11 protein-coding genes are annotated in these 12,566 nt (G+C 63.1%); 4 read left to right on the top strand and 7 right to left on the bottom strand.

Features of this window, described 5'->3' with window-relative positions; all coding sequences use genetic code 11:
* Nucleotide 1: 1 nt before the first annotated feature.
* Complete coding sequence (gene ctlX / locus BHC62_RS17565; RefSeq protein ID WP_070995661.1) at nucleotides 2–928, bottom strand: citrulline utilization hydrolase CtlX; 927 nt, start codon at nucleotides 926–928, stop codon at nucleotides 2–4.
* Between the two features lie 327 nt (nucleotides 929–1,255).
* Here ctlX and BHC62_RS27790 point away from each other — a divergent pair, with 327 nt between their 5' ends.
* Nucleotides 1,256–2,146 (top strand): GNAT family acetyltransferase, encoded by an 891-nt coding sequence (locus tag BHC62_RS27790; protein WP_083335451.1) that lies wholly within the window; start codon nucleotides 1,256–1,258, stop codon nucleotides 2,144–2,146.
* Nucleotides 2,147–2,227: 81 nt separating this feature from the next.
* Here the strand turns inward: BHC62_RS27790 and BHC62_RS17550 are convergent, their stop codons facing one another.
* The 5 genes from BHC62_RS17550 to BHC62_RS17530 all read right to left on the bottom strand — a co-directional run bounded on the left by BHC62_RS17550 (nucleotide 2,228) and on the right by BHC62_RS17530 (nucleotide 8,426).
* A complete protein-coding gene (locus tag BHC62_RS17550; protein ID WP_070995659.1) occupies nucleotides 2,228–3,247 on the bottom strand; it encodes a branched-chain amino acid aminotransferase in 1,020 nt (339 codons plus the stop codon).
* A 230-nt stretch (nucleotides 3,248–3,477) separates the two neighbouring features.
* On the bottom strand, nucleotides 3,478–4,857 hold the full coding sequence (gene lpdA, locus BHC62_RS17545; RefSeq protein WP_070995658.1) for a dihydrolipoyl dehydrogenase: 1,380 nt from the start codon (nucleotides 4,855–4,857) through the stop codon (nucleotides 3,478–3,480).
* 4 nt (nucleotides 4,858–4,861) lie between these two features.
* Complete coding sequence (locus BHC62_RS17540) at nucleotides 4,862–6,130, bottom strand: dihydrolipoamide acetyltransferase family protein (protein ID WP_070995657.1); 1,269 nt, start codon at nucleotides 6,128–6,130, stop codon at nucleotides 4,862–4,864.
* Nucleotides 6,131–7,189, bottom strand: coding sequence for an alpha-ketoacid dehydrogenase subunit beta (locus tag BHC62_RS17535; protein ID WP_029296529.1), 1,059 nt, complete (start codon nucleotides 7,187–7,189; stop codon nucleotides 6,131–6,133).
* A 1-nt stretch (nucleotide 7,190) separates the two neighbouring features.
* Complete coding sequence (locus tag BHC62_RS17530; RefSeq protein ID WP_029296528.1) at nucleotides 7,191–8,426, bottom strand: 3-methyl-2-oxobutanoate dehydrogenase (2-methylpropanoyl-transferring) subunit alpha; 1,236 nt, start codon at nucleotides 8,424–8,426, stop codon at nucleotides 7,191–7,193.
* A gap of 196 nt (nucleotides 8,427–8,622) precedes the next feature.
* Here BHC62_RS17530 and bkdR point away from each other — a divergent pair, with 196 nt between their 5' ends.
* A complete protein-coding gene (bkdR, locus tag BHC62_RS17525) occupies nucleotides 8,623–9,111 on the top strand; it encodes a Bkd operon transcriptional regulator BkdR (RefSeq protein ID WP_029296526.1) in 489 nt (162 codons plus the stop codon).
* Between the two features lie 81 nt (nucleotides 9,112–9,192).
* On the opposite strand, the gene BHC62_RS17520 is transcribed toward bkdR, so the two are convergent.
* The gene (locus BHC62_RS17520) at nucleotides 9,193–10,056 is read right to left on the bottom strand and encodes an MBL fold metallo-hydrolase (RefSeq protein ID WP_029296523.1); all 864 of its coding nucleotides are present in this window, start codon (nucleotides 10,054–10,056) and stop codon (nucleotides 9,193–9,195) included.
* 170 nt (nucleotides 10,057–10,226) lie between these two features.
* Here BHC62_RS17520 and BHC62_RS17515 point away from each other — a divergent pair, with 170 nt between their 5' ends.
* Both BHC62_RS17515 and BHC62_RS17510 read left to right on the top strand, forming a co-directional pair.
* Nucleotides 10,227–11,471 carry an FAD/NAD(P)-binding oxidoreductase gene (locus BHC62_RS17515; RefSeq protein ID WP_070995656.1) on the top strand — a complete coding sequence of 415 codons (1,245 nt, stop codon included), beginning with the start codon at nucleotides 10,227–10,229 and terminating at the stop codon, nucleotides 11,469–11,471.
* Between the two features lie 9 nt (nucleotides 11,472–11,480).
* On the top strand, nucleotides 11,481–12,284 hold the full coding sequence (locus BHC62_RS17510) for a sulfite exporter TauE/SafE family protein (protein WP_029296519.1): 804 nt from the start codon (nucleotides 11,481–11,483) through the stop codon (nucleotides 12,282–12,284).
* The last annotated feature ends 282 nt before the right edge of the window (nucleotides 12,285–12,566 follow it).

Here is a 12,566-nt window from a genome sequence, read left to right as displayed (position 1 = left end):
CTTATTGGAATGAGGCGCGGGCCGGCAGATGCACTTCGGCCAACATGCAGCGGGCACTGCCGCCGCCGATGCGTTCGATATTGTCGATATTCACCACTACCGGGTGGGTGTGGCGCTCCACATGCTGGCGCTGCGCCGGCTTGAGCGAGCGCCAGGCGCTGGCGGACATCACCAGCAGCGGCTGGCCGTCGCGGTCGTGGACCTCCAGCATGTTGCCGGCGAAGGCTTCCAACTGGTCGAAGTCCAGGGCCAGGATGTCTTTGCCGGTGTCGCGCAGGGAACGTTCCAGGCCCAGGCGTTCGTGGGCTTGGGGTAGCGCGTCCAGGCACACCACCGACAGGTCGCGGCCGACGCTCATCATCACGTTGCTGTGGTAGATCGGTGCGTGATGGCGGTCGACGGCGTGGAAGGCGCAGACCTGATAGTCCAGGCGCTCGGCGAACTGGCGCAGGGCATCGTGGTGGGTGCGTCCGGAGTGACAGGCGTAGCTGATGCGGTGCTGGCGGTCGAGGACCATGCTGCCGGTGCCTTCGAGGAACATGTTCTGTTGTTCCAGGTGGCTGAAGTCGATGGTGTGTTTGATCGCGAAGCGTTGCTCCAGCACTTGCAACACGCCTTTGTTGCGCTCCAGGCGGCGGTTCTGGCCTTCCATCGGGTACAGCACCAGGCTGCCGTCGGCATGGCTGCTCCACCAGTTATTGGGGAAGATCGAATCCGGGGTATGGGGCGCGGGCGTGTCCTGCACCACCAACACTTCCACGCCATGCTGGCGCAGGGTCTGGACGTATCCGTCGAACTCTTCCAGCGCTTTGTGCTGTGCGGCCACCGGATCTGCGGGCGCGCGCTGGAAACGGTTGTTGATCGCGGTGTCCGGGTTAAAGGCAAAGTGCGCCGGGCGGATCATCAGGACAGTATTGGTGGTTTGCATGGGGGCACGGGTCCATGGGGTTGGGCATGGAGGCTATTTTGTGCGCTCTGGCGGCAGAATCCCGGCTGAAACAGGGGAGTGGCCCAGCCGGGAAAGCTGAAAAGAGGGGTATGGCAGCCGAATCGGCTGTAGCGTCGAGCGCCGCTCAAAATGTGGGAGCTGGCTTGTGTGGGAGCTGGCTTGCCAGCGATAGCATCACCGCGGTGTAACTGACACACCGAGGTGCCTGCATCGCGGCGATGCGGCGATCCGACAAGCCCGGCTCCCACACAAGCCCACACATAGGTATTGTGGTGGCTGTCATAACGCTGTCCGTCAGGAGGAGTCATGTCTACCGCCGTTCGCCTCGCTCAAGCCTCGGATGCCGAAGGTATCAGCCAGGTCATCCTTGCCGCCCTGCACAGCAGCAACGCCGGCGACTACCCGGCGGACGTGATTGCCCGGGTGGCGAGCAACTTCACACCGCCGGCGGTGCTGCACTTGCTTGCCCGCCGCACCGTGCTGGTGGCAATCCGTGATCAACTGATCGTCGCCACGGCCGCCCTGGACGCCAATGTCGTGCGTTCGGTGTTCGTCAACCCGGCGCTGCAAGGGCAGGGCATCGGCCGCCAACTGATGGTCGATATCGAACAGCGGGCCCGTGAGGCTGGGGTCACGGTATTGAGCGTACCGTCGTCGCTGACCGCCGAGCCGTTCTATACCAAGCTGGGGTTCCACACCGTGCGCGACGTGTACCACGGCAACGAGCGCACCCTGGTGATGGAGAAGGCATTGTCGTCCCGCCACCCCATCGGGCCTTACCGCGACCGCTTGCATCGTGCCCAGGTCGCGACGTTATGGCAGGCGGCGTTTGGCTACGACACGGCCCATAACCGGCCGGAGTTGGCGATTGATAAAAAGCTGGCGGTCGACGATGGGCTGTTCTTTGTCGCTACCGATAAGACGGCCGTGATCGGTACCTTGATGGCAGGTTACGACGGGCATCGTGGCTGGTTGTATTCGTTGGCCGTGCATCCCGACTATCGCCGGCAAGGCCTGGGCGCGTCGTTGGTGCGGCATGGGGAGCAGGCATTGATTGCCTTGGGTTGCCTGAAGATCAACCTGCAGATCACCTCGGGCAATGAGGCGGTCGTGGGGTTCTATGAAGCGCTGGGGTATGGCGTGGAACCGAGGATCAGCATGGGCAAGAAGATTGCGCAGAACCTGCCCAAATCCTGAAACCACCCCAAAACAAATGTGGGAGCTGGCTTGTGTGGGAGCTGGCTCCCACACAAGCCAGCTCCTGCATTCAGGGTTGGCTTAGACCTTGACGATCCAGCCAGCCGGCGCTTCAACGTCGCCGGACTGCACACCGGTCAGCTCTTTGTAGAGCTTCTGGGTGACCGGGCCGACTTCTTTTTCGCTGTAGAACACGTGCAGTTTGTCTTTGTACTCGATCCCGCCGATAGGCGTGATCACGGCCGCCGTACCGCAGGCGCCGGCTTCCTTGAAGTCTGCCAGTTTGTCGATCAGCACGTCGCCTTCGACCACTTCCAGGCCCAGGCGGGTCTTGGCCAGTTCGATCAGCGACAGGCGGGTGATGCCTGGCAGTACCGACGGCGAGTTCGGGGTGACGAACTTGTTGTCGTGGGTGATCCCGAAGAAGTTGGCCGAGCCGACTTCTTCGATTTTCGAGTGGGTGGCCGGGTCCAGGTAGATGCAGTCGGCAAAGTTGGCTTTTTTCGCCAGGGAGCCGGGCATCAGGCTGGCCGCGTAGTTGCCACCGACCTTGGCGGCGCCGGTGCCGTTTGGCGCGGCGCGGTCGTAGCCGGAGATCAGGAAGTTGTGCGGGGTCAGGCCGCCCTTGAAGTAGGCGCCAACCGGGATGCAGAAGATCGAGAAGATGAACTCGGGCGCGGTGCGCACGCCAATGTTGTCACCGGTGCCGATCACGAACGGGCGCAGGTACAGCGCGCCGCCAGTGCCGTACGGCGGGATGAAACGCTCGTTGGCGCGGACCACTTCCTTACAGGCTTGGATAAAGGCTTCGGTCGGCACTTGCGGCATCAGCAGGCGCGCGCAGCTGCGTTGCATGCGGGCGGCGTTCTGGTCCGGGCGGAACAGGTTGATCGAGCCGTCCTTGCAGCGATAGGCCTTGAGGCCTTCAAAGCATTGCTGGCCGTAGTGCAGGGCAGTGGAGCCCTCGCTGATGTGCAGCACGTTGTCGTCGGTCAGGGTGCCTTCTTGCCAGGCGCCGTCTTTCCAGGTCTGGAGGAAGCGCTTGTCGGTCTTGATGTAGTCAAAACCCAATTTGTCCCAATTGATGCTTTCGTTACTCATGACACCCTCTATCTCTTCGCAACCGCCTGGTCGAAGGCAGGCTTTCGGTTTATTTCTGGATGGGCGCAACAATACTTCATTCCGCTGCTGGTCTTCCAGTTACATGCGGTTCCTGTAGGAGCGAGCTTGCTCGCGAGAATCGTCAACGATGGCGCGTATGACCAGAATAAACGCGGCGCCCTTGAGCTTTTCGCGAGCAAGCTCGCTCCTACAGGGTGGTGTGTCGCTTTTTATAGATGCAGGGCATGCCCCAACGCCCGCAGGGCTGCTTCCTGCACCGCTTCACCCAGGGTCGGGTGGGCATGGATGGTGCCCGCCACATCTTCCAGGCGCGCGCCCATTTCCAGGCTCAGGCCAAAGGCCGTGGACAGCTCGGACACGCCAGCCCCCACTGCCTGCCAGCCGACAATCAGGTGATTGTCACGCCGCGCCACCACCCGCACGAAGCCGGTCTTGGACTCCAGGGTCATGGCCCGGCCATTGGCCGCGAACGGGAAGCTCGAGACGATGCAGTCCAGGCCCGCGGCCTTGGCTTCGTCCGGGGTCTTGCCGACCACCACCAGTTCCGGGTCGGTAAAGCACACCGCCGGGATCGACGCCGGGTTGAATTCCCGGGACTTGCCGCTGATCAGCTCGGCCACCATCTCGCCCTGGGCCATGGCCCGGTGCGCCAGCATTGGCTCGCCGCTCAGGTCGCCGATGGCCCACACGTTGCGCATGCTGGTCTGGCAGCGGTTGTCGATCTTGATCGCCGCACCGTTCATCGCCAGGTCCAGGGCTTCCAGGTTCCAGCCCTGGGTGTTGGGTTTGCGACCAACGGCGACCAGCACCTGGTCGGTGTCCAGGGCCAGGGTGCCGCCCTCCGGATCGCGTACTTGCAGGCTGCCACCCTCAAAACCGGTGACGCTGTGCTTGAGGTACAGCTTGACCCCCAGTTGCTTGAGGGATTCGGCCACCGGTTGCGTCAGTTCGGCGTCGTAGGCTGGCAGGATGCGGTCCTGGGCCTCGACCACGCTGACCTCGGCCCCGAGCTTGCGGTAGGCAATCCCCAGTTCCAGGCCGATATAACCGCCACCGACCACGATCAAGCGCTTTGGCACCCGGGTCGGCGCCAGGGCTTCGGTGGACGAGATGATCGGCCCGCCAATCGGCAGCATCGGCAGGTTGACGCTTTTCGAGCCAGTGGCCAGCAGCAGGTGCTCGCACTGGATGCGTTGGTCGCCCACGTCCACGGTCTTGCCGTCGACGATCTTGGCCCAGCCGTGGATGACCTGGACTTTGTGTTTTTTCAGCAGCGCGGCAACCCCGGTGGTCAGGCGATCGACGATGCCGTCCTTCCACTCCACGCTCTTGCGGATATCCAGGGTCGGCACGTCCACGTCGATGCCCAGGGCCGAACCCTGGCTCAGGTGCACGGTTTGCTGGAACTGTTCGGCCACGTGAATCAGCGCCTTGGATGGAATGCAGCCGATGTTCAGGCAGGTGCCGCCCAGCGCCTGGCCTTCTACCAGGATGGTCGGGATGCCCAGTTGGCCGGCGCGGATTGCCGCCACGTAACCGCCTGGGCCGCCGCCGATAATCAGCAGCGTGGTATGCAGTGTCTGAGTCATGCCCTTACTCCAGGAACAGGCTGGCGGGTTGTTCGAGCAGGCCACGGATGGCCTGGATGAATTGCGCCGCGTCCATGCCATCGACCACCCGGTGATCGAAGGAGCTGGAGAGGTTCATCATCTTGCGGATCACGATCTGCCCCTTGATCACCATTGGCCGCTCAACGATGCGGTTGACCCCGACAATCGCCACTTCCGGCAGGTTCAGCACCGGGGTGCTGACAATCCCGCCCAACGCGCCGAGGCTGGTCAGGGTGATGGTCGAGCCCGACAGCTCGTCGCGGCTGGCCTTGCCAGTGCGGGCGGCGGTAGCCAGGCGGGTGATTTCCTCGGCGGTGCCCCATAGGCTGCGCGCTTCGGCATGACGCACCACTGGCACCATCAGCCCGACATCGCTCTGGGTGGCGACGCCCACATGCACCGCGCCGAGGCGGGTGATGACCTGGGCTTCGTCGTCATAACGCGCGTTGATCTGCGGGAAATCGCGCAGCGCCACGACCATCGCCCGCACCAGGAACGGCAACAACGTCAGCTTGCCGCGGCTGGCGCCGTATTTTTCATTGAGGTGTACGCGCAAGTCGTCGAGGGCCGTCACGTCGATCTCTTCGACGTAGCTGAAATGCGCAGCGCGACGGGTCGCGTCCTGCATGCGCTGGGCGATCTTGCGGCGCATGCCGATCACCGGGATCTGCTCTTCGTCGTTGCGTTCGGCATACGGGTTGGCGCCCGCCGAGGCCCGCGTGGTGCCCTGTTGCAGATAGGCCTCGAGGTCGTCATGCAGAATGCGCCCGGCCGGGCCCGAGCCCTGAACCAGGCGTAACTGGATCCCGGCATCCAGCGCATGCTTGCGCACGGCGGGGGACGCCAGCGGACGCTCATCGGCGTCGCGGGCCACCGGGGCTTGCGCCGCAGCCACCAGCGGCTTGGCGGCCGGCTTGCTTTCAACCACCGGTGCCTTGATGTCGGCCTTGGGCGCCGGCGCGGCTTGCTCAACCACTGCCGACAGCGCCGACTCCTTGGTATTGCCGGCGCCTTCGACTTCAATGCTGATCAGGATACTGCCCACGGCCATGACCTCACCCGGCTCACCGCCCAGTGATATCACCTTGCCGTGGACTGGCGAGGGAATATCCACCATCGCCTTGTCGGTCATGACGTCCGCCAGCACCTGGTCTTCCACGACCATATCGCCGACCTTGACGTGCCATACCGACAGCTCAACCTCTGCGATGCCTTCGCCAATGTCCGGCATCTTGATAACGTGCGTGCCCATTCAGACCTCCATGACCCGTTGCAAAGCCGCGCCCACACGGGTCGGGCCAGGGAAATACGCCCACTCTTGCGCGTGCGGGTAGGGGGTGTCCCAACCGGTCACGCGTTCGATCGGCGCTTCCAGGTAGTGGAAGCAATGCTCTTGCACCAACGACACCAGCTCGGCGCCAAAACCGCAGGTACGCGTGGCTTCATGCACCACCACGCAACGGCCGGTCTTTTTCACCGACTTGACGATGGTTTCCAGGTCCAGCGGCCACAGGCTGCGCAGGTCGATGACCTCCGCGTCGATCCCGGTTTCTTCGGCGGCCACTTGCGACACATACACGGTGGTGCCGTAAGTCAGCACGGTGACGGCCGAACCTGGGCGCACGATGGCGGCCACATCCAGCGGTACGGTGTAGTAACCGTCCGGCACCTGCGCTTGCGGGTGCTTGGACCATGGCGTTACCGGGCGGTCGTGGTGGCCGTCGAACGGGCCGTTGTACAGGCGCTTGGGCTCGAGGAAGATCACCGGGTCATCGTTTTCGATGGAGGCGATCAGCAGGCCCTTGGCGTCATAAGGGTTGGACGGCATCACCGTGCGCAGGCCGCAGACCTGGGTGAACACCGCTTCGATACTCTGGCTGTGGGTCTGGCCGCCGTAGATGCCGCCGCCGCAGGGCATGCGCATGGTCAAAGGCGCGGTGAACTGGCCAGCCGAGCGGTAACGCAGGCGCGCCGCTTCGGAGATGATCTGGTCGGTGGCCGGGTACACGTAGTCGGCGAACTGGATTTCGGCCACCGGGCGCAGGCCATAGGCGCCCATGCCCACGGCCACGCCGACGATGCCGCTTTCGGAGATCGGTGCGTCAAACACCCGCGAGGTGCCGTACTTGGTCTGCAAGCCTTCGGTGCAACGGAACACGCCGCCGAAGTAACCGACGTCCTGGCCGAATACCACCACGTTATCGTCACGCTCAAGCATCACATCCATGGCCGATCGCAGGGCCTGGATCATGGTCATGGTGGTAGTGGTCATGGCGGTTTCCAACTCGATTTTATTGTTGTGATCGTTCATGTCAGATCCCCAACTCTTGACGCTGGCGCTTCAAGTGCTCCGGCATCTCTTTGTAGACGTCCTCGAACATGCTCGCGGCGCTCGGGATCTGGCCACCGGCCAGGGTGCCGTACTGTTCGGCTTCTTTCTGCGCGCTGAGTATTTCGGCTTCGAGCTCGGCAGTGACCGTGGCGTGTTCCTCTTCGGACCACTGGCCAATCTTGATCAGGTGCTGCTTGAGGCGGGCGATCGGGTCGCCCAGCGGGAAGTGGCTCCAGTCGTCGGCAGGCCGGTATTTGGACGGGTCGTCGGAGGTGGAGTGCGGGCCGGCGCGGTAAGTGACCCATTCGATCAGGGTCGGGCCGAGGTTGCGCCGCGCACGTTCGGCGGCCCAGGCGGAGGCGGCGTACACGGCAATGAAGTCGTTGCCGTCCACCCGCAGGGAGGCGATCCCGCAACCCACGCCGCGTCCGGCAAAGGTCGTGGCTTCACCGCCGGCAATTGCCTGGAAGGTGGAAATTGCCCACTGATTGTTGACCACGTTGAGAATCACCGGCGCGCGGTACACGTGGGCGAAGGTCAGGGCGGTGTGGAAGTCCGATTCGGCGGTGGCGCCATCGCCGATCCACGCCGAGGCGATCTTGGTATCGCCCTTGATCGCCGAGGCCATGCCCCAGCCCACGCCCTGTACGAACTGGGTGGCGAGGTTGCCGGAAATGGTGAAGAAGCCAAAGTCCTTGACCGAGTACATGATCGGCAACTGACGGCCCTTGAGCGGGTCGCGCTCGTTGGACAGCAGTTGGCAGATCAGGTCCACCAGCGGCACTTCGCGGGCCATCAGGATGCTTTGCTGGCGGTAGGTGGGGAAGCACATGTCATCAACGTTCAAGGCCAGGGCCTGGGCGCTGCCGATGGCTTCTTCGCCAAGGCTTTGCATGTAGAACGACATTTTTTTCTGGCGCTGGGCAACCACCATGCGGTTGTCGAAGATCCGTGTCTTGAGCATGGCACGCATGCCACGGCGCAGGATCTCTACCGGCACGCCTTCAGCCCACGGGCCCAGGGCCTGGCCCTGGTCGTCGAGCACGCGGATCAGGCCCTTGGCCAGGTCGGCGGTGTCGGCGGGTTCTACGTCTACGGCGGGTTTGCGCACGGTACCGGCGTCGGTCAGACGCAGGTAGGTAAAGTCGGTCTTGCAACCTGGACGGCCAGAAGGCTCGGGAACGTGCAGGCGCAGCGGTTCGTATTGCTGGGTCATGGCTTTCTACGCTCGATCTTGTGGATTTCTTATAGTGGGCGCGCTTAGCTGACAGTCAGTCCCCGGGTAGGGGAAATCTTGTCCTACAACAATCATAGGCCGGGCCGGGGAGAATATTTATCTCTGTTTGGTTGCGCATAAGATCATTTGAGGATAAAAAATCTGCATAAACATAATAAACAGGTGGTTTTGTCTCATGCGCAAGCTGGACCGTATCGATATCGGGATTCTCAACAGCCTCCAGGAGAACGCCCGCATCACCAACGCCGACCTCGCACGCTCGGTCAACCTGTCGCCCACGCCGTGTTTCAACCGGGTCAAGGCGATGGAGGAACTGGGCCTGATCCGTGACCAAGTCACGCTGCTGGATGCCGATTTGCTGGGGCTGCACGTCAACGTGTTTATCCACGTCAGCCTGGAAAAACAGAACGAACTGGCGTTGCAACAATTCGAGGGGGCGATTTCCGACCGGCCGGAGGTGATGGAGTGCTACCTGATGGCCGGCGACCCGGACTACCTGATCCGGGTGCTGGTGCCGACCATCCAATCACTGGAGCGCTTTATGATGGATTTCCTGACCAAGGTGCCGGGGGTGGCGAACATCCGCTCCAGCTTTGCGCTCAAGCAGGTGCGCTACAAGACGGCGCTGCCGCTGCCGGCCAATGGCATCAACCTGGGCTCCTGACGCAAACCGTTGTAGGAGCCGGCTTGCCGGCGATGACGGTGGATCAGGCAGGCCACCATCGCCGGCAAGCCAGTTCCTGCATCAAAGCTGGTTGAGGGGGATCTTCAGGTAGGTCACGCCATTGTCTTCCGCCGGCGGCATATTGCCCGCCCGCACGTTGACCTGGATCGCCGGCAGCAACAGGGTCGGCATCCCAAGCCCGGCGTCGCGCTGGGTGCGCATCTGCACAAACGCCGCCTCGTCCACCCCGTCATGCACATGAATATTGCCCGCGCGCTGTTCGGCCACGGTGGTCAGGCATTTGGCCGCGCGGCCTTCAGGCGGATAGTCGTGGCACACATACAGGCGCGTCTCGCCGGGAAAGGCCAGCAATGTGCGCATCGAGGCATATAACTGGCGTGCGTCGCCGCCGGGGAAGTCGCAGCGGGCGGTGCCGACGTCGGGCATGAACAGGGTGTCGCCCACCAGGATCATCTGGTCGTCGATCAGGTAGGCCATGTCCGCCGGGGTGTGCCCAGGCACGTGCAGGGCCTGGGCCTTGAGGTTGCCGATGTGGAAGATCTCGTCGGGAGCAAACAGATGGTCGAACTGCGACCCGTCGGCCCGGAACTCCGGCTCCAGGTTGAACAGGTTCTTGAACACATCCTGGACTTTGCTGATGGACTGGCCAATTGCAATCTTGCCGCCCAATTGCCGGCGCAGGTAGGGCGCGGCGGACAGGTGATCGGCGTGGGCGTGGGTTTCCAGCAGCCATTGCACCTGCAGGCCTCGTTCACGGACGAAGGCAATCACTTTGTCGGCCTGGGCCGTGTCGGTACGCCCCGAGGCCGGGTCGTAGTTGAGCACTGAATCGACGATGGCGCAGGGGCTGGCGTGCGTTTCATAGACGACGTAGGTGTAGGTCGACGACGCCTCGTCCAGAAAGGATTGAATCAACGCGGGCATGACGGTTGTCCTGGGTAGCTGATAGCAGCTTACATTCAAGGTGATTTCCACATAGGCTTGCGAGCTTAAGTGAAACAAACGATCCGAGGCAAAGGATCGATTGTGAGTGGGACGTGACGCCATGCGGCAGCGACCCTTGTGTGCATTGTCGAAGAACAAAGGCCAAGACTATGAACGACCAACACTGGGGACCGACCATCAGTGGCGATATCGTGGTCATCGGCGGCGGCTCGGCGGGCATCGGCCTGCTGGCCAGCCTGCTCAAGCGCGACCCGCAGTTGAACCTCATCCTGATCGAACCCAGCACCGACCATTACTACCAACCGGCCTGGACCCTGGTGGGCGGCGGCGCCCATGACATTCGCAAGACCATGCGACCCATGGCCCGGGTGCTGCCCGATGGTGTGACCTGGGTGCAGGCGGCGGTCAGCCAGTTGCTGCCCGACGAACAGGCCCTGGTGCTCGACAGTGGCCAGCGTGTGACCTGGAACAACCTGATCGTCTGCCCCGGCCTGCGCCTGGCCTGGGAGAAAATCGAGGGCCTGGAACAGACCCTGGGCCACAACGGCGTCACCTCCAACTACAGCTACCAGCACGCGCCCTACACCTGGCAATTGGTGCAGCAGCTCAAGGGCGGCAAGGCGATCTTTACCCAACCGGCCATGCCGATCAAATGCGCCGGTGCGCCGCAAAAAGCCATGTACCTGTCTTGCGACCACTGGCTCAAGCAGGGTGCCCTGGACACTATTGATGTTGAATTCAACCTGGCCGGTGCCGCGTTGTTCGGCGTGGCGACCTTTGTCCCGCCGTTGATGAACTACGTCGAAAAATATGGCGCGCGGTTGGCCTTCAATTCCAACCTGATCAAGGTTGATGGCCCGGCGCGCAAGGCCTGGTTCGAGGTCAAGGACGCCGAGGGCAATGTCAGCATCGAAGAAAAGTCCTTCGACATGCTGCACGTCGTGCCGCCACAGGTGGCGCCGGACTTTATCCGCCACAGCCCACTGGCCGACGCCGCCGGCTGGTGCGAAGTCGACCCCCACAGCCTGCAACAGGTGCGTTACCCCCATATCTTCGCCCTGGGCGATGTGTGCTCCACCAGCAATGCCAAGACGGCCGCCGCCGTACGCAAGCAAATCGTGGTGGTGGCCGAGAACCTGCTGGCCTTGCGCAAACAGGCGCCGTTGCCGCTCAAGTACGACGGTTACGGCTCCTGCCCGCTGACGGTGGAGAAGGGCAAGGTGGTGCTGGCCGAGTTTGGTTATGGCGGCCGCCTGTTGCCGACCTTTGCCCTCGACCCTACCGTGGCGCGGCGTTCGGCGTGGTTCTTGAAGGCCACACTGCTGCCGTGGTTCTACTGGAACGGCATGCTCAAGGGTCGCGAATGGCTGACCCGCCTGGCCAAGGTGGAGTGAGAGAACCCTATGCTGCTGGCAAGTTTTTTTGGCGTGATGATGGGTTTGGTGATGGGGCTGACCGGCGCCGGGGGCGGGATTCTCGGGGTGCCGGCGTTGGTGCTGGGGCTGGGCTTGACCATGACCGAAGCGGCGCCGGTGTCGTTGTTTGCGGTCGGTGCGGCCGCGGCAGTCGGTGCGCTTGATGGCCTGCGCCATGGCCTGGTGCGTTACCGCGCGGCGCTGTTGATCGCGTTGCTGGGCGCGCTGTTCTCGCCGCTGGGGGTGTTCTTCGCCCATCAGTTGCCGGACAAGATCCTGATGGGCCTGTTCAGCGCGCTGATGGTGCTGGTGGCCTGGCGCATGCTGCGGCGCGAGAAGGTCGAGGCCGGCCCCAGCGACCATGGCGCAGCCTCCTGGGGGCAAAAGAACTGCATGCTTGATCAACAGACCGGGCGCTTTTCCTGGACCGCCAAATGCACCGCGACCCTGGCGGCATTGGGTGCGGTGACGGGGGCGGTATCGGGCCTGCTCGGCGTGGGCGGCGGCTTTCTGATTGTGCCGGCGTTCAAGCAACTGACCGATGTGCAGATGCGCGGGATCGTTGCTACGTCGTTGATGGTGATCAGCCTGATCTCGCTGATCGGCGTGGTCGGCGCGTTCCATGCCGGGGTAGTGATCGACACCATGGGCTGGGTGTTTATTGCTGCCAGCATCGTCGGCATGCTCGCTGGCCGCCGCCTGGGGTCGCGGGTCCCGGCGCGGGCCTTGCAGATCGGCTTTGCCAGCCTGTGTGTGGTGGTAGCCGGCGGGATGCTGTTCAACGCCCTCTAACCTGCACACCGCCCAACCTGTAGGAGCGAGCTTGCTCGCGAAGGTCGTTAACGATCACGCGGGGCATAGGTATCTACACAACTATCTTCTTGGTGTGTGTACATATCCGTTGCTGCGGTCACGGCCACTTAGGGTTCCGCCCTGACGGCGGGTCACTTTGGAAAAGCCCCAAAGTAACCAAAAGGCTCTTGCCCCACCACTCGGTGCCTCGCCTAGGCTCGGCATGCCCGCAGTCAGGCATTGCTCCGTGGGCCCGCCGCGATCGGCCATCCATGGCCGTGT

Origin of the sequence: Pseudomonas sp. 06C 126 (assembly GCF_001855215.1) — a bacterium.
GTDB classification, from domain to species: Bacteria; Pseudomonadota; Gammaproteobacteria; order Pseudomonadales; family Pseudomonadaceae; genus Aquipseudomonas; species Aquipseudomonas proteolytica.
Note: the sequence above shows the minus strand (reverse complement) of the source record. Positions and strands in the feature narration are given on the sequence as shown.